The 23,873-nt window shown below is 62.2% G+C and carries 20 protein-coding genes; 7 read left to right on the top strand and 13 right to left on the bottom strand.

The window, feature by feature from the left end:
* Positions 1–49: 49 nt before the first annotated feature.
* From P0D68_RS18980 to P0D68_RS18995, 4 genes are all read right to left on the bottom strand, one after another.
* Complete coding sequence (locus P0D68_RS18980; protein WP_408298902.1) at positions 50–1,765, bottom strand: ABC transporter ATP-binding protein; 1,716 nt, start codon at positions 1,763–1,765, stop codon at positions 50–52.
* A 73-nt stretch (positions 1,766–1,838) separates the two neighbouring features.
* Positions 1,839–2,810 (bottom strand): ABC transporter permease, encoded by a 972-nt coding sequence (locus P0D68_RS18985; protein ID WP_408298904.1) that lies wholly within the window; start codon positions 2,808–2,810, stop codon positions 1,839–1,841.
* Positions 2,811–2,852: 42 nt separating this feature from the next.
* A complete protein-coding gene (locus P0D68_RS18990) occupies positions 2,853–3,833 on the bottom strand; it encodes an ABC transporter permease (RefSeq protein ID WP_408184985.1) in 981 nt (326 codons plus the stop codon).
* A gap of 13 nt (positions 3,834–3,846) precedes the next feature.
* Positions 3,847–5,451 carry an ABC transporter substrate-binding protein gene (locus tag P0D68_RS18995; protein WP_408298906.1) on the bottom strand — a complete coding sequence of 535 codons (1,605 nt, stop codon included), beginning with the start codon at positions 5,449–5,451 and terminating at the stop codon, positions 3,847–3,849.
* A gap of 427 nt (positions 5,452–5,878) precedes the next feature.
* Here P0D68_RS18995 and P0D68_RS19000 point away from each other — a divergent pair, with 427 nt between their 5' ends.
* A complete protein-coding gene (locus P0D68_RS19000) occupies positions 5,879–7,108 on the top strand; it encodes a porin (protein WP_408298908.1) in 1,230 nt (409 codons plus the stop codon).
* A gap of 106 nt (positions 7,109–7,214) precedes the next feature.
* Here P0D68_RS19000 and P0D68_RS19005 read toward each other — a convergent pair whose 3' ends face one another.
* Positions 7,215–7,559, bottom strand: a complete 345-nt coding sequence (locus P0D68_RS19005) for a DUF3088 domain-containing protein (RefSeq protein WP_408298910.1) — start codon at positions 7,557–7,559, stop codon at positions 7,215–7,217.
* Between the two features lie 41 nt (positions 7,560–7,600).
* Positions 7,601–8,818 (bottom strand): acyl-CoA dehydrogenase family protein, encoded by a 1,218-nt coding sequence (locus P0D68_RS19010; protein ID WP_408468739.1) that lies wholly within the window; start codon positions 8,816–8,818, stop codon positions 7,601–7,603.
* Positions 8,819–9,108: 290 nt separating this feature from the next.
* Here P0D68_RS19010 and P0D68_RS19015 point away from each other — a divergent pair, with 290 nt between their 5' ends.
* The 3 genes from P0D68_RS19015 (at position 9,109) to P0D68_RS19025 (ending at position 11,616) form a co-directional block, all read left to right on the top strand.
* Positions 9,109–9,399, top strand: coding sequence for a co-chaperone GroES (locus P0D68_RS19015; protein WP_007177123.1), 291 nt, complete (start codon positions 9,109–9,111; stop codon positions 9,397–9,399).
* Between the two features lie 18 nt (positions 9,400–9,417).
* A complete protein-coding gene (groL, locus tag P0D68_RS19020) occupies positions 9,418–11,058 on the top strand; it encodes a chaperonin GroEL (protein ID WP_408184980.1) in 1,641 nt (546 codons plus the stop codon).
* 330 nt (positions 11,059–11,388) lie between these two features.
* Positions 11,389–11,616 carry a hypothetical protein gene (locus P0D68_RS19025; protein WP_408298914.1) on the top strand — a complete coding sequence of 76 codons (228 nt, stop codon included), beginning with the start codon at positions 11,389–11,391 and terminating at the stop codon, positions 11,614–11,616.
* 43 nt (positions 11,617–11,659) lie between these two features.
* On the opposite strand, the gene P0D68_RS19030 is transcribed toward P0D68_RS19025, so the two are convergent.
* Positions 11,660–13,720, bottom strand: coding sequence for a pyridoxamine 5'-phosphate oxidase family protein (locus P0D68_RS19030; protein WP_408298916.1), 2,061 nt, complete (start codon positions 13,718–13,720; stop codon positions 11,660–11,662).
* Between the two features lie 30 nt (positions 13,721–13,750).
* Positions 13,751–14,392, bottom strand: a complete 642-nt coding sequence (locus tag P0D68_RS19035; RefSeq protein ID WP_408298918.1) for a glutathione S-transferase family protein — start codon at positions 14,390–14,392, stop codon at positions 13,751–13,753.
* Between the two features lie 110 nt (positions 14,393–14,502).
* Between P0D68_RS19035 and P0D68_RS19040 the strand changes: the two genes are divergently transcribed.
* A complete protein-coding gene (locus tag P0D68_RS19040; RefSeq protein WP_408298920.1) occupies positions 14,503–15,429 on the top strand; it encodes a LysR family transcriptional regulator in 927 nt (308 codons plus the stop codon).
* A gap of 49 nt (positions 15,430–15,478) precedes the next feature.
* Here P0D68_RS19040 and P0D68_RS19045 read toward each other — a convergent pair whose 3' ends face one another.
* The 3 genes from P0D68_RS19045 to betC form a co-directional block, all read right to left on the bottom strand.
* Complete coding sequence (locus P0D68_RS19045) at positions 15,479–16,627, bottom strand: porin (protein WP_091801437.1); 1,149 nt, start codon at positions 16,625–16,627, stop codon at positions 15,479–15,481.
* 268 nt (positions 16,628–16,895) lie between these two features.
* Positions 16,896–17,846 carry a choline ABC transporter substrate-binding protein gene (locus P0D68_RS19050; protein WP_408184976.1) on the bottom strand — a complete coding sequence of 317 codons (951 nt, stop codon included), beginning with the start codon at positions 17,844–17,846 and terminating at the stop codon, positions 16,896–16,898.
* Positions 17,847–17,897: 51 nt separating this feature from the next.
* Complete coding sequence (betC, locus tag P0D68_RS19055; protein WP_091801445.1) at positions 17,898–19,436, bottom strand: choline-sulfatase; 1,539 nt, start codon at positions 19,434–19,436, stop codon at positions 17,898–17,900.
* A 162-nt stretch (positions 19,437–19,598) separates the two neighbouring features.
* Here betC and P0D68_RS19060 point away from each other — a divergent pair, with 162 nt between their 5' ends.
* Positions 19,599–20,513, top strand: a complete 915-nt coding sequence (locus P0D68_RS19060) for a choline sulfate utilization transcriptional regulator (RefSeq protein ID WP_091801448.1) — start codon at positions 19,599–19,601, stop codon at positions 20,511–20,513.
* 137 nt (positions 20,514–20,650) lie between these two features.
* On the top strand, positions 20,651–21,526 hold the full coding sequence (purU, locus tag P0D68_RS19065) for a formyltetrahydrofolate deformylase (RefSeq protein WP_091801451.1): 876 nt from the start codon (positions 20,651–20,653) through the stop codon (positions 21,524–21,526).
* An 81-nt stretch (positions 21,527–21,607) separates the two neighbouring features.
* Here the strand turns inward: purU and P0D68_RS19070 are convergent, their stop codons facing one another.
* Positions 21,608–22,465: a glycine betaine ABC transporter substrate-binding protein gene (locus tag P0D68_RS19070; RefSeq protein ID WP_091801454.1), complete on the bottom strand. Its 858-nt coding sequence runs from the start codon at positions 22,463–22,465 to the stop codon at positions 21,608–21,610.
* A 135-nt stretch (positions 22,466–22,600) separates the two neighbouring features.
* Positions 22,601–23,860 (bottom strand): FAD-binding oxidoreductase, encoded by a 1,260-nt coding sequence (locus P0D68_RS19075; protein ID WP_408298925.1) that lies wholly within the window; start codon positions 23,858–23,860, stop codon positions 22,601–22,603.
* Positions 23,861–23,873 lie beyond the last annotated feature (13 nt).

The raw sequence follows: 23,873 nt of genomic DNA on the forward strand, positions 1-23,873 counted from the left end.
TGAAGAATCGCGAGGGCGCCACAAGGCTGCCCTCGCGAGGACTCGCACGCTATGCGGCCTGCGCGTCGAATGTCCGGCCCGGAATCGCGTCGAGCAGCGTGCGCGTGTACGGGTGTTGGGGCGCGCGCCAGATGTCCCGATGGTGCCCGCTCTCGACAATGCGCCCCGCCTGCATCACATGCACGCGATCGGCGATATAACGCACCACGGAAAGATCGTGCGAGATGAACAGATACGCCAGCCCGAGATCGCGTTTCAGTTCGACCAGCAGATTGAGAATCTGCGCCTGAATCGATACGTCGAGCGCGGACACCGGCTCATCGCAGATCAGCAGATCCGGTTCCAGCACCAATGCCCGCGCTATTCCGATGCGTTGCCGTTGGCCACCCGAAAATTCATGCGGAAAACGCGCGAGCGCCGAGTTGGGCAAGCCGACCCGATCGAGCATGGTGGCGATGCGTGAGCGGCGTTGCTGGGCGTTGCCAACACCATTTACCACCAGCACGGTATCGAGAATGTCCGCGACCGTGCGGCGCGGATTGAGCGACGCGTAAGGGTCCTGAAACACCATCTGCACATGCCGCCGCAACGGCCGCAACTCGCGCTCGCCCAACGGCACGAGATCGGTGCCGCGCAAGCGGATGGCGCCGCCGGCGGCCGGCACGAGCCGCAAGATCGCCTTGGACAGCGTCGATTTCCCGCACCCGGATTCGCCGACAAGACCGACGGTCTCGCCGCGAGCGATCTGCAACGACACGCCGTCCACGGCGCGCAGCGTGCTCTTCCCATGGCGTTGCGGGTAGTCGATTCGCAAGTCCCGCAGTTCGAGCAACGGCGCATCGCCGGGCGACGCGGCACGCCCCGTGGCATCCGCGTCCGCCACGTATTGGCCGGTGCGCACCGAACGCGGCACCACGGCGAAACTCGGCTTGCCATCGTCGCCGATACCGTGACGGATTTCCGGCAGCTTCCACCCGCGATAATGCAGATCGTCCGCCAGGTTCAGCGAGGCGCCGAGCAGCCCGCGTGTGTAGGCATGCTGCGGTTGGGTAAAAAGCCGCGCAACCGGCGCCTCCTCGACCTTCTCACCCGCCAGCATGACCGCAACACGGTCCGCGTGCTTCGCGACGATGCCGAGATCGTGCGTGATCAGCAGCAGCGACATCGACAACTCGCGCCGCAAACCGTCGAGCAATTCGAGAATATGCGCCTGAATGGTGACGTCGAGCGCCGTGGTCGGCTCGTCCGCAATCAACAGGCGCGGCCGGCAGGCCACCGCCATCGCAATCATCACCCGTTGGCGCTGGCCGCCGGAAAGCTCGTGCGGATAATCGAACACGCGCCGCTGCGGATCGGGAATCTGCACCAGTTCGAGCAATTCGACCGCGCGCTTCCATGCCGCGGATTTGGACAGGCTCTCGTGCTGGCGCAATGTCTCGACGATCTGCGCGCCGATCGAAAGCACGGGATTGAGCGAGGTCATCGGCTCCTGGAAGATCATCGAGATCTGCCGGCCGCGAATGTCCCGGATCTCGCGTGCGGGCAGATCGAGCAGCTCGCGGCCGTCGAAACGCAGGCTGCCCGTTACGCGCCCCGGAGTGGGCACGAGCCGCATCAACGAAAGCGCCGTTGCTGATTTGCCGCAGCCCGATTCGCCGACCAGCGCCAGCGTCTCGCCTTGCGCGATATCGAAACTCAGGCCGCGCACGGCTTGGTGCGCGCCGAAACTGACGCGCAGGTCGCGTACTTCAAGCAGGTTTGCCACTGTGCATCCTCGAATACGTTGTCAGCCGCGCGGCAGGCCGCGTCATGCGCCCGCCATTCAGCCGGATTGAGTCTCAGGCGCGTTCGCGCAGGCGCGGATTGAGTGCGTCGTTCAGGCCGTCGCCAAGCAGGTTCAGCGCGAGCACCGCGAGCACGATCGCCGCGCCGGGAACCGCGGTCAGATACCATGCCGTGCGCAGCGAATCGCGGCCGGCGCCGATCATGCCGCCCCAGCTGACCACGTTGGGGTCCCCCATGCCGAGAAACGATAGCGACGACTCGATCAGGATCGCGCTCGCCACCATCACCGAGGCGGTCACGATCACAGGCGGCAAAGCGTTCGGCAAAATCTCGCCGAAGATGATGCGCGCGTTGCTGAACCCCTGGCTGCGTGCGGCGAGCACGAAGTCGGACTGGCGCAGAGAGCGGAATTCCGCTCGCACGATTCGCGCGACGGTCGGCCACGAAGCGATCCCGATCGCGAGCGCGATGATCGTCACACTCGGCCGGCCGATCGCGACGATCACGATCACCAGCAAGAACGACGGCACCGTCTGGAAGAGTTCGGTGATACGGACCAGCACATCATCGATCACGCCGCCGAAGAAGCCGCCCGTTGCACCGACCAGCGTGCCGATCACGAGCCCGATGCCGGCCGACACCGCGCCGATCAGCAGCGACACGCGTGTGCCATGAGCAATGCCCGCGGCCACGTCGCGCCCGAGTGAGTCGGTGCCGAGCCGATATTGCGTGTCCGTCCCCGGCCATTCGAATGGGGCCGCCACCATATCGAGCGGATCGCCGGGAAACAGATGCCCGGCGCTCAGCGCGAGCGCGATGAACGCCGCGAGCAGCACCAGCCCGGCGAGCGCCGACGGATTGCTCAGCAGCGCGCGCCAGACGCCGAGCCCCGCTCCCGCGCGCTCCGGTGCAACGGCCGCATTGCCGCGCCGCAGACCGAACAGCGTACCGGCCAACTGGCGCCGCCACGGCGATGCCGTGGGCTCGGGCGGAGTGGAGATCAAATTGGAAGAATCGGAAGCCATGTCATCCTTCTGGAAAATAACGAGTGGCGTCGACGCGATCCATCACGCGACGCGCGGATCGAGCCATGCTTGCAGCAGATCGACCAGCACATTGGCGATGATCACGAGCAGCGAAGACAGCAGCAGCACGCCGAGCAGCACGCTGAAATCGCGCGCCATTACGGCGTCGAGCGCGAGTCGCCCGAGGCCGGGCCAGCTGAACACTGTCTCGGTCACCGCGGCGCCGCCCAGCAACGTACCGAAATGAATCCCGACGATGGTCGTGAGCGGCATCAGCGCATTGCGCAGCACATGCCGCACCGTGACACGCCACGGATGCAAGCCCTTGGCCTGCGCGGTACGCACGAAGTCCTGACGCTGCACTTCCAGCATCGCGGCCCGCGTCAGCCGCGCATAGATCGCGACAAAGAAGGTGGCCAGCGTCGCGGCCGGCAGCAGCACGTGCCGGGCTGCATCGGCGAAATACGCGAAGCCGTGCAATTGCACGCCGAGCGTGAGGTTGCCGCCGCTCGGCAACCAGCCCAGGTGTACCGAGAACAGCACGATGGCGAGCAATCCAATCCAGAAACCCGGCGTCGAATAGAACAGCAAGGCCAGCACGGAGAGCACACGGTCCGGCCACTTGCCGGCCCAATGTGCCATCACCGCGCCAAGCACCACGCCCGTCACGATCGCGAACGACAACGCCACGCCCATCAACAACAGCGTATTGGGCAGGCGCGACAGGATCAACTGCATGACCGGCATGTCGTAGCGCGGTGAATAGCCCAGGCTGAAGTGGGAAAGATGCGTCAGGTACGACCACAATTGATGCAGCACCGGTTGGTCGAGACCGAACTTCGCGCGCAGCACCTGCATGGTTTCCGCGGTCGCCGAACCGGATTCGCCGGCAAGCACGTCGGCGGCGTCGCCTGGCATCAGCTTCAGCAGGAAGAAGTTCAGGATCACGATGCCGATCACCGTCGGCAATGCCTGCCATGCGGTACGCCGGAGAATCGCACCAAAACGCAAACCTCGACTCATCGTGCCGCTCCTGTCATGCGCTGAGGTAGACATCCGCGAGATTGCCTTCCAGGCCTTGTGCGGACACCGTATGGTTGTGAACGCGCCGGTTCGCCAGCGTGACCATGCGCGGCGCGACCAGGTTGAGGATCGGCAGATCGCGGTACACGATCTGCTGGAACTGCTGGTACAACACGACGCGTTTGCTTTCGTCGGTTTCGACCGCGGCGCTTTCGAGCAGGCGGTCGACTTCCGGATTGCTGTAATGCGGTGCATTCGAAAACGGCACACCGGGGCGGATATTCTTCGACCAGTAGAGGCGTTGAACCCCCACGCTCGGGTCGAATAGCGTGTTGACGCCGATGCTCGTGAAATCGAACTGGCGATCGGCATACACACGCTTCAGGAATGCAGGCAAGTCCTGCGAGCGAACCGTCACGTCGATACCGACACGCGCCAGCGCGGATTTGACGTAGTCGGCCTGGCGCCGGTACATGTCGCCGTACGGCAGGAAGTCGTGCGTCAAACGGAAGCGCACGCCGCCGTCCTTGCGCGGATAGCCCGCGGCGTCGAGCAGTTTCTCCGCGTTGCCGATATCGAACGCGTACGGTGCGAGTTTTGCGTCGTGATAAGGCGAGCCCGGCGTGATCGGCGTGGGCGACAGATCGGCATAGCCGTAGGCCACCGTGCGCTGCACGACCTGCGGATTGATCGCATGCGCGATGGCCTGGCGCACGCGCACGTCTTTGAGGACCGGATGATCGAGATTGAAGTCGATCTCGGCGAGCGGTTCCAGAAATCGATAGCCGCGCGTTTCGACCGCCAGTTGCGGCAGTTGCGTGAGGCGCGGCAGATCCGTGAGCGGCACCGGGTTCTCGCCGCCCAGATCCAACGCGCCGGTTTCGAATGCGGCCGAGCGCGCGGCAGCGTCGGGAATCACCTTGAACACGAGGCTGTCGATGTACGGCTTGCCCGCGTCCCAGTAGTCCGGATTGCGCTCATAGACGATATTGGCGCCGCGCGTCCACGATTTGAAACGGAACGGTCCGGTGCCGATCGGCGCGTTGTTGTGCGGATTGGACAGCGGGTCGCCCTGCGCGTACAGGTGCTTGGGCACGATTGGCGATTCGCCGGCCGAGAGTGCTTTCAACAGATACGGCGCGGGCTTCGACAACTCGATCACCGCGGTGCGCGCGTCGGGCGTGGCGATGCTTGTCACATTCGCGAACGTGCTGCGGCCCCGTGGATGCACCGATTTGAGCAGATCGATCGAGAAAGCGACGTCGGCCGAGGTGAACGGCTGGCCGTCGTGCCACTTCACGTTCTGCCGCAGGGTGAAGGTGTACTTCAGGCCGTCCGGACTGACGGACCACGCCGTGGCCAGTTGCGGCTTCGGGCGCAGGTCGAAGTCATAAGCCAGCAAGCCTTCCAGCACTTTGGAACTCGCGACGAGCGCGGGTCCGGTGGTCTGGAAGATCGACACGAGCACCGGCGGCTCCGGATTGATCAACATGTTCAGCGTGCCGCCCCGTTTCGGCGCGCCGGCCTCGCCCTGGGCGAACGCAAGTGCCGGCATGCCGGCCGCCGCGAGCGCCGCGCCCGATGAAATAAGAAATTCGCGTCGATTCAACCGTGCCATTTAATCCAGATCCTTATGCCGATGATTCGGCCTTGCCGGCCGAATAGAGTGTTGTCGTGTCGGCAATGCCGCTGCCGCAGCGCTCACGATAAAGCCGCAGCGTCGGTAAAAGAACCAATCGTTAGGTATATGCAAAGCATGGTGCGGAGGAAAGGCGCATCGGCGGGATGCCGCCTTTCCTTTTGTTACGTCGTGGCAGCATCGCTGCGCAAGCATACCAATAAGGATTGCGTATCTATTGTCGAGAGTTTGCGTTATTGCTAAAGAATCGGTGTTTTAGCGCTTATTCGAGAGAAATAGTCGATATCCATATCGAATTTGATTGTTTGTTTCGTCGATTCGTTTTGCTTATCGTTGCTCGCCCGATTCGAGATTTTCCTCGGGCAATCACTTCTCCGACTCGCCCTCAAAAACGATTCAAACAACTATGAAAAAACTGCTTTTCGCTTTCAGCGTTTCGTCTCTCATGGTCGGTACGGCCAGTGCTCAAAGCAGCGTCACCCTGTATGGGATCGTGACCGGCAATGTGACCTACTCGAATAACGCGCAGACGGCTGCAACGCCGTCCTCCGGCAAACCCAAAGGCGGCGCGCAGGTGGCGCAGTTCGATAGCGGATCATCGGGACTCGCGTCGAGTCGCTGGGGCCTGAAAGGCGTGGAAGATCTGGGCGGTGGATTGAAGGCGCTGTTCCAGCTTGAAAATGGCTTCAGCGTGAACAACGGCGCAATTGGTCAAGGCGGCACGGAGTTCGGACGCCAGGCGTGGGTCGGTCTGAATGGTGGCCGCTACGGCACGTTCACGTTAGGACGCCGGGGCGATACCTCGGTGGAGTTCGTGTCGCCACTGATCCACGGCTGGTATTGGGGCAACCTCGCGATTCATCCGGCGGACTACGACAATCTGAACTTCACTCACCGCATCAACAATTCGCTGAAGTACCTCTCGGATTCGTTCAACGGCTTCCGCTTCGGCGCGCTATACAGCTTGGGTGGCGTGGCCGGGAATGTCACGCAGAATCAACTGTGGTCCACCGGCGCCAGCTATACGGGCGGCGCGTTCGCCATTGCCGCGTCGATCGTCAATGCGCGCAATCCGAACACGTCGCTTTACGGCACCAATGCGAATGCAAGCGCCACGGGAAACAACCTTGGATCCGCGGGTTCGGCAACGACCGCCGAGTCCAATCCGGCGATCGCCGGCTTCGCATCGGCAAACACGCAGCAGACGATTTCCGTGGCGGCAACCTACACGGCAGGCGGAGCGATTGTCGGTGCGGCCTACTCGACCACCCAATTCCGTGGGCTGGGCTCGAACTCTTCGCTGAATACGCTGCACTATAGCGGTTCGACGAGGCTGAGCACCGTCAGTGCGAGCCTGCGCTATCAGGCCACGCCGTTTCTTCGATTCGGCACGTCGTTCGACTATACGGAGGGCGGCAGCGTGAGCGGAAAAGAGAGCGCCAAATACGAGCAGTTGAACCTTGGTGCGGCGTACTCGCTTTCCAAGGCAACCGACATTTACGTGACCGGCGCTTATCAACACGCGAACGGCACCGATTCATTGGGACGGCCGGCGGTCGCGGCAATCGGCTATCTGACACCGTCCACCACCAGCAACCAGGTGGCCGTCTCGGCGGGTGTCAAGCATCTGTTCTAGAGCGAAGCAACAGGCCCCGGTCGAGCAACGGCTCGGGGTGAATGCCATTGTCACATCGAAACACGCCAACGACATTTACCCCGGCATACACCCCGCTTCAGCTTCGTCAATGCACTTTGGGGAAACCGTGACGCTGCGCGAGTAGATCGAGAATGCGGCGCGTGTCCGTCACGAAGCGCTTGCTGCCCAACGTCCGGGCATCGGCGGGCGCGGGCTGCTCGTCACCGAGAATCAGTACCGGCAGACTTTGGTGCTCAGCGTCCAGCGCCTCGATCACCTCGGCGCGCGGACGCGGAAACGGCAGGCGGCGAATGTCGAGGTGGGCGTTGCGCGCGGGATCGCTCGCCAGCAAACCTTCAATGGGCGCTCCGTCCGGGCAGATAAAACGCTCCCCCGGATGATTCGGATCCGTAAAGCCCGGCTCCAGTAGTAACAGCAAATCTCGGCTCATAGTGTGCAATGCTCGAAAGGTGGTGAATGGATGGCAATCCGTTAGAACACGCGTCCTTCGGTCAGATGCGTAGTCACGCCGTTCAACTCGTAGTCGCCGATCACGCGCGCTTTGTGCAGCAGAGGGTTGTGACTGAAAATGGTGCGCAGATTGCGCCAATGACGGTCGAAATTGTGCGCGCGGCCTGTGGCCGATGCGCCGCCAATCTCGAACAGACGCTCGCCCGCATAAAGCGCCAGCTTGCTCACCACGAGCTGGGTTTTGGCAGTGGCCAGTGCGCCTTCCAGCACCAGCTCCTCCGCATTCGCCGCGCCGCTGTGGATCGCATTCGCCGAGCGGTCGAGCGTGCGTGCGTTCGCCGCGACCAGTGCATCGATCGAGAGGCTGTGCGCCGCGAGGTCTCCCACCACCTGCTGCACGAACCCATCCTCGCGCGCCGAGGGCGCCGGACTATGCAGCACCGGCCGGCCGTATTGCGTCACGTAGCGCCGTGCGTCCGCGAGAATGTTTCGCACGATACCCGCCGCGACCGTCACCAGATGCAGCTGTCGCACGGCGCTGCCATGCCGGCCGGCGAGCGTCGTATAGCCGCGTGTCGCTATCTCGTGAGAGAAAACCTGCACGTTGTCGAGCACGAGGCTGCCGCTCGCCGTCATGCGTTGCCCCATGCCGTCCCAGTCGTCGAGTACCTGCAATCCTTCACGCGACACGGGAATCACGATCGACACTTTTTCGTCGTTCTCGTTCTGCACGTTGATCCGCGCATAGTCGGCGAACGCGGTGCCGATCGAGTAGTACTTTCTGCCTGTCACACGAAAGTGCTCGCCGTCGCGCACCAGCTTCGTCACGATTTCGCCCGGCCTCGCCGTCCCCAGTTCCGTGGACGCACCGCCAAAGATCGCCCCTTGCCGTATGCGCTCGATCTGCGTCTCGTTGAAGGCGGAACGCGGCGACAGCAGCAGTTGCTCGGTCTGGTCGAAGTGAATCCGCAGTGCGTGCGCGACATTCGATTCATGCGCGCCCAACGTGGCGATCACCTCGAAGAGGTCTTCCAACGTTCCGCCCAAACCGCCCCACTCGACCGGAAAACGGAGCACCCCCAGGCCGGATTCGCGAAACAGCCTGAAGCCGTCGAATGGCAACTCGCGCCGCACCTCACGTTGCGCGGCGTCTTCGCCAATCGCCTGAGCCAGCGCGGGCAACCCGGAGAGTGCCGCGTCGAGCCTCGCACGCGCCGTGGTGTCCTGAGAGACCTGCATGCCTTGATTCCTTGTAAAAGCGCACGGATCGCATTCGATCCGACTGTTTGAGTTGGGAAGATGGACCGGCGCGCCAATAAGACATGCCGCTGTGACGAATCAGTATAGGGACGCGGCTCTCCGCACAAAACCAGCGAATCAAGCTATGAATATGCGCGATTGTGAAATGCGAATTGCGGATAAGGATTGATGAATCCGTTATTGGAGCAACGGGCGCCGCATTTCTATACTCGATCCCGGTCAGCACTCACCAACGACGAGTGCCAGAATTCAACCGTGGAAATGGAACCATGAGCCTACGTCCCTTGCATGACCGCCTGATCGTCAAGCGTCTCGACCAGGAAACCAAAACCGCTTCAGGCATTGTCATTCCGGAAAGCGCCGCGGAAAAACCCGATCAGGGCGAAGTGATCGCCATCGGACCGGGCAAGCGCGATAGCGACGGCAAACGCATCGAACCCGATCTGAAAGTCGGCGAGCGCGTGCTGTTCGGCAAATATGCCGGGCAGTCGGTCAAGGTCGACGGTAATGAACTGCTCGTGCTGCGCGAAGAAGATGTCGTCGCAGTCGTCACTCAATAACGAAGGGAGCGTCTAACCATGGCAGCAAAAGAAATCATTTTCAGCGACGTCGCCCGCTCGAGGCTGGTCGAAGGTGTCAATATTCTCGCCAATGCGGTCAAGGTCACGCTGGGTCCGAAAGGCCGCAATGTGGTGCTCGAACGCAGCTTCGGCGCACCGATCGTCACCAAGGACGGTGTGTCGGTCGCGAAGGAAATCGAATTGTCGGACCGCGTGCAAAATATCGGCGCGCAGCTTGTCAAAGAAGTCGCTTCGCGCACCAGTGACGCGGCGGGCGACGGCACCACGACGGCGACTGTGCTCGCGCAAGCCATCGTGCGCGAAGGTCAGAAATACGTGGCGGCGGGCCTCAACCCGCTGGATCTGAAGCGCGGTATCGACAAGGCCGTGGTCGCCGCAATCGATGAACTGAAAAAGATCAGCAAACCGACCACGACCAGCAAGGAAATCGCGCAGGTCGCGACGATTTCGGCCAACGGCGAAGAGTCGATCGGTCAGCGTATCGCGGAAGCGATCGACCGCGTCGGCAAGGAAGGCGTCATCACCGTGGAAGACGGCAAGTCGCTCGACGACGAACTCGACGTGGTGGAAGGTCTGCAATTCGATCGTGGCTACCTGTCGCCGTATTTCATCAACGATCAGGATAAACAGGTTGCGGTACTCGACAACCCGTTCGTGCTGCTGCACGACAAGAAGGTGTCGAACATTCGTGATCTGCTGCCGATCCTGGAACAGGTCGCGAAAGCCGGCCGCCCGCTGCTGATCATTGCGGAAGACGTGGAAGGCGAGGCGCTCGCCACGCTGGTGGTCAACAACATTCGCGGCATTCTGAAGACCGTCGCGGTGAAGGCGCCCGGCTTCGGCGATCGTCGCAAGGCGCTGCTCGAAGACATTGCGATCCTCACCGGCGGGCAAGTGATCGCTGAAGAAACTGGCCTGACACTCGATAAGGCGACGCTCGCCGAACTGGGTCAGGCCAAGCGCATCGAAGTCGGCAAGGAGAACACCACGGTCATCGACGGCGCGGGCGACAGCAAGAATATCGAAGCGCGCGTGAAGCAGATTCGCGTGCAGATCGAGGAAGCGACTTCCGACTACGACCGCGAAAAACTTCAGGAACGCGTCGCGAAGCTGGCGGGTGGCGTGGCGGTGATCAAGGTGGGCGGCGCAACCGAAATCGAGGTCAAGGAAAAGAAAGACCGTGTCGACGACGCACTGCATGCAACGCGCGCAGCCGTTGAAGAAGGCATCGTGCCGGGCGGCGGCGTCGCGCTGATTCGCGTGAAGCAGGCGATCAGCGGGCTCAGGGGCGTGAATGCCGATCAGGATGCAGGCATCAAGATCGTGCTACGCGCGCTCGAAGAACCGTTGCGCCAGATTGTCACGAATGCGGGCGAGGAAGCGAGCGTGGTGGTTGCGAAGGTCGCTGAGGGCACGGGCAATTTCGGTTACAACGCGCAGACCGGCGAATATGGCGATCTGGTCGAATCGGGCGTGCTGGATCCGACCAAGGTCACACGCACCGCGCTGCAGAACGCGGCTTCGGTAGCCGGGCTGCTGCTGACCACCGACGCCACCGTTCACGAAGCTCCGAAGGATGCGCCGGCCGCGGGTCAGCCAGGCGGTCCTGGCGCGGGCGCCCCGGGACTCGATTTCTGACGACTCACCGCTTCCGCCTGGCACCAGGCAATTAGCGCGGTAAACACGGGCCGGTACTCGCTTTCCAGCGAGCCGGCCCGATCTGTTTTCCACTTTCCTCGCACATGTATGGCAGACGCCGAACCATGCCCATCGCTATGTCATCGCGATCCCGCGTGCGACTCGCGCTGGTGTGCTTTGGTGCACGCACCCCGCGCTGGCCGCGGGTCCGCATACTAATTCAGCATTTCTACAACAAACTAAAATATTGCGGTGCAGCAAAATGCACTAAACTCAGCGTAGAAGTCTGCAATTCGCACTCACGGTCATGTTGCGACGGAGGAATGTGCCATGACGACTCATGAGGCTTTACACGCACCAAACACGGCTGTTCTGCATGTCTTCGAGCAGGACGGCGGCTGGCATTGGGGCATCACCACGCCGCGCGCGGCGGGATCCGGATTCAAGGTGGTGGCGTTCAGCAAGGAAACCTTTCCGATTGAGGAAGCAGCGCGCAGCGATGGCGATCGGGCACTGCGCTGCCTGTCAGGCGCCGACGTTCACGAGTCGACCCATTGACGACGCCGCCCGCGTGACATCGGCCGGCGCTATCGTTCACTGATCACAAGTCCAGCGTTACACCAGCTTGCACACCGGGATCGCCGGCAACCGGATGCGCCATGCAAATCAGCGCAGCACCGGGCTCGATCTGCGCCTCCACTTCGCCGTCATACTCAACCTTTCCCGCCAACACACGCGTCGAACATGTACCGCACATACCCGAGCGGCAACTCGACGGCGCGTTGATGCCGTGCGCCTCGGCAAGCTCCAGCAAGCTGCCGTCGCGCGGCAGCCATTGAATCGTACGCGCCGAACGCGCAAAGCTCACCTGCACACCGTCAGTGCCTTGCGCCGGCGCTTCCTGTGCCTTCGTCCCCTCGCTGGCGCGCGTGCGCTTCACGGTCGCCGGGCCGAACGCTTCGAAGCGAATCCGTTCATCCGCGACGTTCAGTCCACGCAGCCCTTCATACAGGTCCTGCATGAACTGCTCGGGCCCGCATAGATAGAAGTCGTAGTCGTCGAAGGGCAGCGCGCGTTTCAGCGCGTCGATGCCGATCCGTCCGGGCGATACGCCGTCAGTCGGCACAGATGCGGCGCTATCGAAGAGATGCAGGGAAACTGCCGGATTACGCGCCGCGATCTCCTTCAGATCCGCACTGAAAGGTCGTTCACGATCACTGCGCGCACCGTGAAAGAAGAAGAGTCGCCTCGCTTTCGCGCCGTCGTCGCGCGACGCGGCCGACGCATGCCGGAGCATGGCCATCATCGGTGTGATGCCGATACCCGCCGAGATAAAAACAGCGGGCCGCGGGCTCTCTTCTGCATAGGTGAAGGTGCCGCGCGGCTTCATCGCTTCGATCTGCATGCCGGCAACCAGATGCTCGTGCAACCAGTTCGAGGCAACCCCTTCGCGCTTCACGCTGATTCGATACCGCAACGGATGGTGCGCATCGGAAAGCGTGTAGGTTCGCAGCAGCGGTGTGTCGAGACCCGGCACAGGCAGGCGGATCGGCAAAAACTGCCCCGCTTTGTACGGCGGCAGCGGTGTGCCGTCGATCGATTCGAAGTAGAAGGAACGAATCGACGGTGTCTCGTCGGCCACTGTCGCAACCGTCAGCTTGTGCCAGGGCGACGCAGCAACCGGCTTACGCACTGCCGCCGCAAACTGCGGCGCAAACTCCACATCGGACCAGCGAAACGGCAATGCGCCCCGGCTGCGCCGCACTTCCCGCACGTGAAAACGTACGAGCCGTTGCGCGCCTTCGAACGCCGCCAGCTCCGCGCCGTCCCAGACGATTTCCGCAACTGCGGCGACATACACCAGATCGCCGGTCGCGAAGTCGATGAACAGCAACCCCGCGCGTGGATCGTGGATCAGGTTGCCGATCGTATTGAAGAAGTTGTTGCCGCTGTAGTCGGGCGTGGTCAGCGTGTGCTCATCCTTGATACGGACGAACCCCGGCGGCCCGCCGCGATGCGACACGTCGACGCCGCGAGCGAGACCCGCGTTCTCTTCGAGATTCGCGCTCGCGATGAAAAACGTGTCCGCTCCCGCCAGCAGCTCACGGTCGGCGTCGCTGAGTTGCGTTGCTATTTCCGGCGGCACCGAAGGCCCGGACACGCCCTGCTCCACCCAGCTCGGCACACGGCTCTGAATGTACTTCGCGCAGTTGCCGAAGCTCTGGCGAACCTCGACGGTCAGCGCGGCTCCGTCCACCGATGTCACCACGCCGTTGATCCGGTTGCGGCGCCGGGTCTTCGGCTGCAGTCCAAGGCCGCCGATCATGGCACCCTTCTGCCAGCGGTCCGCAAGTGGATCACCGGCCAGCACACCGCCTTCGATCCGCAGCGTCCGCGCATCCGGCGAGCTTACGAAACCCGGCGCGCCCGCGCGCACCGTCGCCCATGGCTGGCCGTGGGCGTCGACACCGCCGAACACCATGAACGGCTGTTCGGCGAAGAACTGGCGGTGCTGGTCCGGCATGGAGCGGCGAATGCCGCGGCGGCCCGACGCATCCGCCTGGCTTGTCACCCCCGCACGCTGCTGGGCGGCGAGTTCGGCTGTGTGAAACGGCGAGGCGTCGGCGCCCCAACTATTCAGAGGAATAAACGTGGACATCATCGGACTCCGTTGACGTCAAAAATCAGCCGCTCATCCGGCGAGCAGTCCGGCCTTCGTCGACGGCATGGCGACAAACCGCGGCAACGCTTCGACGCGGCGCAACCACGCACGAATGTTCGGGTACGGTTCGAGCGACACGCCGCCTTCCGGTGCATGTGCGATATAAGTGTGCGCGGCAATGTCGGCAATCGTCACCTGATTGCCCGCGGCGAACGCCTTGTCCGCTAGTTCGCTTTCGAGCACGTTGAACAGCTTCACGGCAATTTTCTTCGCGCTCTCATGATCGAGCGGCGCGCCGAACACGGTAACGAGCCGCGCGGCACATGGCCCGTAAGCGATCTGGCCGGCGGCGAGCGACAGCCAGCGCTGTACGGTGGCCGCGCCGAGCGGGTCTTCCGGCAGCCACGAGGCGTCGCCGTAACGCTTTGCCAGATACACGAGAATCGCGCTCGAATCGAACAGCGTGAGCTCGCCGTCCTGGATCGTCGGCACCTGCCCCAACGGGTTGAGCGCCAGATACGCGGGCTTGCGGTTATCACCGGCTTTCATGTCCAGTTCGACCACTTCGAACGGCAGGTCGAGCAGGGTCAGAAAGAGCTTCACCCGATGGCCGTGGCCGGAAAGCAGCGTTGTATACAGGCGGATCGGTTGGGCGGGTCGCGCAGCGGGCATAACAGGCTCCATCGAGCAGGAAGGGATGGAACGAGCATAATGCGCACGAGCGCCTTTGCAGAAGCCCGATAATCCGGGAAACACAGTCAATCGAAGATGGACAATCCACCATGGCCGACGTACGCGACGTAAACCTGAACCGCCTGGCGATCTTCGTCGCGGTCGTCGAGGCCGGCTCGCTGACCGCCGCGGCAGCGCGTCTGGGCCTCGCCAAAACCATGGTCAGCACGCACATGCAGCGGCTCGAGGCCGAGGTGGGCGCGAGCCTGCTGGTCCGCACGACGCGGCGGCTAGGCTTGACGGAAGCGGGCCGCGCGTTTTACGACGCCAGCGTGAAGATCCTGCGCGCCACGGAAGAAGCACTGACGGCGATCGGCGGAGAATCGGCGCCTGTGCGCGGCACCTTGCGCGTGAGCTCACCGATCGACTACGGCTCGCTTGCCGTCGCGCCGGCGCTCGTCGAACTGCGCCGCGCGAATCCGCAGCTCAATGTCGAATTGCTGTGCACCGACCAATATGTGGATCTCATCGCGGACGGCATCGACGTGGCAATCCGCCTCGGCCGGCTGGCCGACTCCAATTACCGGGCGGTGAAGCTCGGCAGCTTCGTCAAGTGGATCGTCGCGAGTCCGGAGTTCGTCGAAATATGGGGAGAGCCGCAAACGCCCGCTGAGCTGTCGGCGATGCCCTACTGCGCGTTGACGGTCTTGCCGCATCCATTGACGCTCGAGCTGCGGCGCAGCAATGGCAAGAGCACAGACGACGGTGACGCCGAAAGCGTGCGCTGCGAAAACGCGTTTCTTGTGAACACGGCCAACGCTTGCCGCTCGGCGACGCTTGCCGGCGGCGGATTCGGCCTGTTGACCGATTTTTCGATCGACGCCGATGTCGCCGCGGGCCGGTTGATCCGCCTGTTGCCCGAATGGGCGACCGAGCCTGCTAGCATTCAGGCGGTGTTTCCGCCCACCAGCCATCCGCCGGCCAAAGTGCGGGCGCTGATCGAAACGTTCAAGAAACAGCTCGAACGGCCATCGTAATGGCGCGGGCGGTTCCCGTGACACACGGAAAGCCGCCCTTTGCCACCGGTCAGAACGAATGACGCATGCCGATCCGCACGTCGCTCTGCGTGTTCGACGAAGACGGCGTGAAGCTATAGCCGATCACCGCGTTCACGCCATCCGACGCACGCAGATAGTCGCCGGAAATATAGACGTCCGTGCGCTTGGACAACAGGTAATGCAGGCCGAGCGAGCCCTGGTTCCAGTGGTTGCCTTCGAACCGTGTGTGTTGATAACCGCCGTACAGCATCAACGCCGGAGTGAACGTATAAGAAGCGCCGACCTCATAGACCTGCATATGCGAGGTCTCGCCGAGCCCCTTGATCGTGGTGTAAGTGAAGTCGCCGCTCAGCATGACCTTGCCGATCGTATAGGCCGCACCCACGGCAAACGCCCCTTGCTTGTCGACCGGAAACGCCGACGAGCTGTACAGGTCCGTTACCGCACCGGTCGCGGGATCGACGGACACGGTCGGCTTGCCGAGGAACGTGCGCGTGCCGATCATCGCGTACGGGTCGAATGCGTAGATGCCGTACGGATTGTTCAACTGCGTATAGGCCGCGCCCATGTTGAAGTCGCTGTGCTCGTAACGCGCACCCACGCTCCATGCGCTCTTGTTGTGAAAGTCGCCCGCGGTATTGCCGAACGAATACATGCCGCCGAACGAGAAGCCTGCGTAGTCGTTGGAGAGAAACTTGACCGAATTCGGCAGCCGGTCGCCGTTCATCCGGTCGAAGTCGCCCTGATGGATCGCATAACCGCTCGCCCACGACGAAATGTTATAGAGGTAGACAAACTCCTCGGTCATATCGAGCTGATTACCGAGCGAGAGCGTACCCCAGTTGCTCTTCAGGCCGACGTATGCCTGGCGGCCGAACAACGCGCCGCCGAATCCGAGTTGCCCGTTGCCCACGTGAAAACCCGACTCCAGTACGAACACCGCCTGCAAGCCGCCGCCGAGATCTTCGACGCCCTTGAAACCGATCCGGTTACCGTACGAAATACCGTCGTCGAATTTGAACTGGTTGGCGCCACCGGCATTGTTCACGTAGGTGATGCCGGCATCCAGAATGCCGTACAGTGTGACGCTGCTTTGCGCATGGGCGGCCATCGGCGCACAGATAGCGCTTGCCGCGATAGCGAGTCCCGAAAGGCTGACGGCATTGCTCTTCTTCATCTAATTCTCCCCTGCTCTTTGCCTGCGTATTTCGTTGGATAAAGCGATCCCTGCTGCGCGCTGTTGACCAGCGCGCGGCGCTTCTCGCATGACGGGCAGTTCGAAACCGGCTGAGACCGAGTAAAACGGATTGAAGCTATCTGCGATGCATGTAATGACCAGTCACATTCACATCGCCGGATCAAGAATACGAGTCCAGATTTAGGAGGATTCGACCGGAAGCGACATAAATCTGTCGCCTGGCGACTTCATGGTTAGGAATGCGCTGTTATTTCATGCCGAGCGCCGTTTGCACGGCTTGCAAACCATTGGCGCCGCTCGCCGTGTTCACGCCGTCGAGCCACGACTTCAACAATTCGGGGTGACGCTTGAGCGCTTCGGTCGCGGCAGCGTTCACAGGGGTCTTCTTTTCCAGTACTTCGGTGATCACGCCGTTTTCCAGATCGACATTGAAGGTGAGTTGCCTGAACAGCTTGCCGACGTTCGGACACTGCTCGGCATAGCCGCTGCGCGCCACCGTATTGACCGTGGCGCCGCCGTAGTTGGGCCCGAAGTACCTGTCGCCGCCATCAAGGTAAGTGAGCTTGAACCTCGTGTTCATCAAGTGCGGTTCCCACGCGAGAAAGACAATCCATTTCTTCTCGCGCACCGCCCGCTCCACCTGCGTGAGCATGCCGGTCTCGCTCGACTCGACGAGCTTCCAGTTGCCGAGTCCGAACGCCTTGTCGTCGACCATCTTCTTGATGTTCTGATTGGCCGGTGCGCCAGGTTCGATGCCATAGATCTTGCTATCGAACTTGTCGGCGTTCTTTGCCAGATCCGCGAAAGAATGGATGCCGGCCGCCGCCACATAATCGGGTACGGCCAGCGTGAACTTGGCGTTGCTCAGATTCGGATGCACGACCTCGATCGACTTTTCTTCCTCGAACGGTTTGACGACCGGCGCCTGCGCGGGCATCCAGTTGCCGAGAAACACGTCGATCTGCCCTTTCTTCAAGCCCTGATACGTGATCGGCACCGACAGGTTCGCCACGCTCTGCTTATAGCCCAGCGCCTTCAACAGTACGCCGGTGATCGCATTGGTGGCGTCGATGTCGGTCCATCCGGGCCCCGCCATGTTGACTTGCGTGCACGACTGCGGCTCGGCGGCCAACGCGAATGTGGCCGACGCGCAAAGCAGCGCAACGCCGGTTACCGCCTGTTTGAAGAGCTTTTTCATTGTGTCGGCTTCCTGTTCGTGAGGTGGGGTGGATCGTTAGCAGAGTGGGAATCAACGCACGACGGCGGGAAAACGCGCCATCGCTTCGAGCGTATCCAGATCGATGTGATTGCGCATATAGCGCTGACTCGCATCGACATGCGGCTGCCAGTCCCACGACGCGACCGTGCCCTGTGTCGTGGATGCGAAATGGAAATGACGTCGCCGCTGGCTTTGCAACACTTCGTTGTGCAGCGCGGCGAGATCCCAGCGTTGCGCGATCTCCTCACGCAAAGCCGCGACCTGTGCCGCGTATTCGCTGCGCGCGGCAAGATTCTCCCGCTCCAGCGGGTCCGCTGCGACGTCGTAAAGTTGATCGGGATCCGCCGGCGTATGAATGAACTTGAAGCGGCCGCGCCGCACCATCACGATCGGCGCAATCGCACCTTCCGCCAGATATTCGCCAATGGCTTCATCGTGACCATCTTGGCGGCCCTGCAGATGCGGCACGAGGCTCTGTCCATCGAGCGAATCGGGCCACATGGCCGGCGATTCGCCGCGCGCCAGTTCGACCAGCGTGGGCAGCAGATCGAGATGCGAAACGGATGCCCGCACGCGATGCGCGTCGAATTGCTGCGGCGCGTGCACGATCAGCGGAACGCGGCAGCCACCTTCGAAGAAGGTCATCTTGTACCAGAGGCCGCGCTCGCCGAGCATCTCACCGTGGTCGGAGGTTACGACGATCATCGTGTCTTTCGCGAGTCCCGACTGTTCGAGCGCTTCGAGGATCGCGCCGAACTGGTCGTCGACGTAGGAGATTGCGCCGTAGTAGGCACGGCGCGCATTGCGGATCTGTTGATCCGTGGGCGGCGTGCGGTCGGTTTCGCATACATGGCGCAGGCGCTTCGAATGCGGATCGGCGTCTTCGATTGAATCGCGAAACGCGGGCATGTCGATGTCTTCGTCGCGATACAGGTCCCAGTACTTTTTTGGAATCGCATACGGGTCGTGCGGATGGGTTAGCGAGGCGACCATGCAGAATGGTCTTGCATCTTTTCCGGCATGACGTTCGCGTGCGATGTCGAAGAGTTTCTGGCGCGTGGTGAACGTGACTTCGTCATCGAAATCGAGTTGGTTGGTGCGCACGCACGGGCCCGCATCGATCACGGAGCTCATGTTGTGATACCACGTGGGGCGCGCTTCGAAATGCGCCCAGTCGGGCGTCCAGCCAAAGTCGGCAGGATAGATGTCGGTGGTGAGCCGCTCTTCGAAGCCATGCAACTGATCGGCGCCGCAGAAATGCATCTTGCCGGACAGAATGGTGCGATATCCTTCGGCGCGAAGATAGTGCGCGAACGTCAGCGTTTGCGACGGAAATTCCGCTGCATTGTCATAGGCGCCGATTGCCGACGGCAGCTTGCCCGACAGGAAGGAAAACCGCGATGGCGCACATAGCGGACTCGCGCAATAGGCGGATTCGAATACCACGCCTTGCTTGGCGAGCCGGTCGAGATTGGGGGTCCTGGTCAGACGGTGTCCGTATGCGGCCAACGCGAACGGCGTCATCTGGTCAGCCATCAGAATGAGGATATTCTTTTTGCTCTCAAGCATGGGGGCGTGCCTCGAATAGAATCACAAGTGTCGGTGCAAATGCCGCCGTTGTTGCAACGGCAAACGGGCGGCCCGATGCCGGGCCCGCCATGCGCACCACTATTGCCGTCCAATTCACGACTGTGAAGACGGCAAATCGTTATGTGCCTATAAGGGGTCGTTATGCCGAGGCAGGATCGCTTGCCGCCAATGCAGGCGCTGGCCATGTTCGAATCCGCGGCGCGTCTGGCCAGCTTCACGGCTGCCGCGCGCGAGATGGGTTCGACACAGCCGGCTGTCAGCCAGCGCGTCGTGCAGCTTGAAGAAGCGCTGGGCACCCCGCTCTTCGAGCGCGGCCATCGCGGCGTTACGCTCACGGAAGACGGTGAGCGGTTGTTCGAAGCGGTGCGCCACGCGCTCGACACGATTCGCCTCGCCACCAGCGAAATCCGCGCGCGGCGTATGCCGCAAACCCTCACGCTCTCCACCGATTTCGGCTTCGCCACCTATTGGCTGATGCCGCGTTTATCGCAGTTCAAGGCGCTGATGCCGGACGTCGACGTGAAGATCATCACCTCTCAGAACGTGTTCGATCCTTCGCACGATCAGGCGGACATTGCCATTGCATTCGGCGACGAACACGCCGACTGGAGCGCGCGCGGCGTGGTCAAACTGTTTCCCGAGCGCGTCACGCCGGTGTGCAGCCCCGCCTTTGCCGCGGCACACCCGTCGCTGCGTACGCCGTCCGAGCTGCTGCACCTCCCGTTGCTGCATCTCGAACCGACCCAGCCGGCGCGCTGGCTGTCCTGGACCGACTGGTTCGCCGCGCACGCGCTGGATGCGCCGCCCGCGCATCGCGGCATCACGTTCAACAGTTTTACGCTCGTGGCCCATGCGGCGATCATGGGCCAGGGCGTCGCGCTCGGCTGGGCGCCGCTCGTCGACGAACTGCTTGCAACGGGGCAACTCGTCGAACTGTTCGAGCCGCCGGTCGTCACCGAGCGCGGCTATCTGCTCGTCACGCAGCGCGCGGCGACGCCCGCTGTTAGCGCCTTTCGCCAATGGCTGCTCGGCGAATGCGGACTCGACGCCGACTGAGCACCGCCCCCGAATCTGGCGCTCCCGTTCCAGCGCGACGGCGTTTAGCTTCTATCCGCGCATGCGCCTGATTTGATCTACTGCGATGATGCATGCCGCGCCCCGCGGCATCGCCCTATCATCCAAGTGGAGAGCGCATGTCCGCCGATTCCCGCCCCGATCAACTGGTTCTCACCGTCGCGTGTCCGAGCGCGGCGGGCCAGGTCGCCGCCGTTGTCGGCTTTCTCGACCGGCATCATTGCTATATCGACGAACTGACCGTTTTCGACGACGACCTGAGTGAACGCTTTTTCGTGCGCTGCGTGTTCCACGGCGTGGACAGCAGCGAGACGCTGCATGCCGCGGGCCTCAAGCGCGAATTCGAGCCGATCGCCGAGCGCTTCCGCATGACATGGGCCATGCACGACGTCGGCACACGGCCGAAAGTCCTGATCATGGTGTCGAAACTCGAACACTGTCTCGCCGATCTGCTGTTCCGCTGGCGCATGGGCGAGCTAAAAATGGACATTGTCGGCATCGGTTCGAATCATCGCGATCTCGAACCCTTGGCGCAGCAGCATGGCCTGCCCTTCCACCATCTGCCGATCACCGCCGATACGAAGCCGCAACAGGAAGCGCGCCTGCTCGATCTGTTCGAGACATCGGGCGCGGAGTTGATGATTCTCGCGCGCTATATGCAGATTCTGTCCGGGGAAACGAGCCGTGCGCTCGCGGCACGCGCGATCAATATCCACCATTCTTTCCTGCCCGGCTTCAAGGGTGCGAAACCGTATCACCAGGCGCATGCGCGCGGCGTCAAACTGATCGGCGCCACCGCGCACTTCGTCACTGACGATCTCGACGAAGGTCCGATCATCGAACAGGTGGTGGAGCGCGTCGATCATTCGTATAGCCCGGAGCGTCTGCTTGCCACCGGGCGCGACGTCGAATGTATTACGCTGGCGCGGGCCGTCAAGGCGTTTATCGAGCGGCGGGTGTTTATCAACGGCGATCGGACCGTTGTGCTGCAATAAACGAAAACGCCGCTGAAAGCGGCGTCTCTCTGAAAGCTGCCGCTTCACCGAAGCGGCAACACGTTCACACTAAGCGCGTAATCACTTCACCCAGCTATCCACGCGATCACCGTGTGCGCTGATCCACGCATCCGCGGCAGCAGTCGGCTTCTCGCCGTTTTGCGTGGCCAGCATCACGCTGTCGATCTCACCCGGCTTCCATTGGAACTTCTTGAGGAACGCGACAACCGTCGGCGCCTTCTTCTCGAGGTCAGGATTCACGACGCTATCCACGTGCTCCGCTTCGCCGAACACCTTCTTGGGATCTTCGAGGAATTTGAGCTTGTACTTCGCGAACATCCAGTGCGGCTTCCAGCCCGTCACGATAATCGGCTTGCTCGCCGCTTCCGAGCGCGCCAGTTCGGCGGTCATCGCGCTGCCCGAGCTCGGCATCAGCGTGTAATCGAGTCCGTAGGCCTTGATCGCCTCGCTGGTTTTCTGCATCACGCCCGCGCCGGCGTCGATCCCAACGATGCGGGAGCCGAACTCCGTCTTCTTCGCCTCCAGATCGCCCACGCTCTTCACGTCGGCGTTTTCTGGCACGATCAGGCCGATCTTCGCATCGTTGAAGTTCGGACCGAGGTCGACCACCTTGTCCTTGAAGTTGTTCCAGTACGCGCCGTGCGTGACCGGCAGCCACGCGGACAGCGTCGCATCCAGGTCACCGCGCGCCACGCCTTGCCACATCACGCCGGCTGCGACCGGCACGAGTTGCACCTGGTAGCCCAGACGCTTTTCGATCACGCGCGCGGCCACGTTCGAGGTCGCGACACTGTCGTCCCAGCCTTCCACGTAACCGATCTTGATAGTCGGCTTGGTATCGGCCGACACACTCACGCTGCTTGCCGTCAGCGCCGCGCTCAATGCGCTCAACACGAATATCTTTTTGATCAGTCTCATCGCCGTTCTCCCGTTTGCCGTCACAACAACCCAATGAGCATTTAGAATCGCCAGCCAGAATTGCCAGGTAGCGTTGTTTTCCGACATCCAGTTGTCCGCACGCGACTTCGGCCACTGGGGGCCGTCCTTCTCGTCTTACTTATCCACGACCAGATCGGTCAACGGCTTGCTGCAGCACAACAGCACCATGCCCTGATCGATCTCACGCTGGCGAATGCCGCCTGCGTGTTTCATCGCGACTTCCCCCGACACCAGCTTGACCTTGCAGGTGCCGCACATACCCTGAGTACACGACGCGGGCAGCCGCACGCCCGCTTTCTTCGCAGCGTCGAGCACGTGCTGGCCACTGCCGCATTCGATCTCGCGATTGCTTTTGGCGAAGCTCACCTTGAAGCGGGTTTCCGTTTCGACGGAAGCGGGCGCCGGTGCGAGCGCAGGCGTGAAGCCCGGCGCCTGTTCGCGCGCCTCGATAAAGCTCTCGGCCGTGACCGGCGCGCTCGCGTTCAGCAACGCGTCCGCCACGTGAGCGGTGGTCAACTGCGCGGCCACTTCGCCCACGGTCTCGAACGAGAAACTTTCCTCATGGTAGTGACTGCGATCGAAACCGCCCTCGTCCAGCAGATTGCGCACCGCTTGCATGTACGGCGCGGGTCCGCAGGTAAAGATCTCACGTTCCAGAAAGTCCGGCGCGATGAGCTTGAGCAGCGGCAATGTCAGAAAACCGGTCACACCTGGCCAGTTCGTGCGCGCGCCGAGCCGTTCGCAAACAAACGCGGTGCGGAAATGCGCCTGATTCGACGCGATCAGGTCGAGTTCGCGCGCGAAGATAATGTCGTCCGGTGTGCGGGCGCTATGCACGAACACGATGTCGCTATCTTCACCGAGTTCATGATGCGCGCGGCTCATCGACATCAGCGGCGTAATACCCGAGCCCGCCGATAAAAACAGGAATTTACGCGCCGGGTGCCGCGCGCAGGTGAATTCGCCCGCCGGCCCGAGCACGCGAACCTCGGCGCCCGCATGCAGATTGTCATGCAGCCAGTTCGACACCTTGCCGCCCGGCACGCGCTTGACCGTGATCGAGATCGTATGCGGACGCGTGGGCGGCGAAGAGATCGTATAGCAGCGATTGATCGACTCGCCGTCTATCTCCAGTTCCAGCGTAATGAACTGCCCCGGCTCGAACACGAACGCCCGGCCGGACGGTGCGCGAAAGAAAAAGCTCTTTACGTCGTGCGTTTCCTGGCGAACCTGGCAGCACACCAGCGTGTCGTCGGTGTCGCTGTTCCAGCGCGCCGGCAACGCTTCCCAGAAACGCGGCTGCGTGACCCGGCTGGCAGCGTGGTCCGCGGCCGGCTGGGTGCTGAGCTGAAACGTCGCCTGATCGCGCATCATTGTTTTCTCCGAC

Source organism: Paraburkholderia sp. RL17-380-BIE-A (genome assembly GCF_046028085.1).
GTDB lineage: Bacteria > Pseudomonadota > Gammaproteobacteria > Burkholderiales > Burkholderiaceae > Paraburkholderia.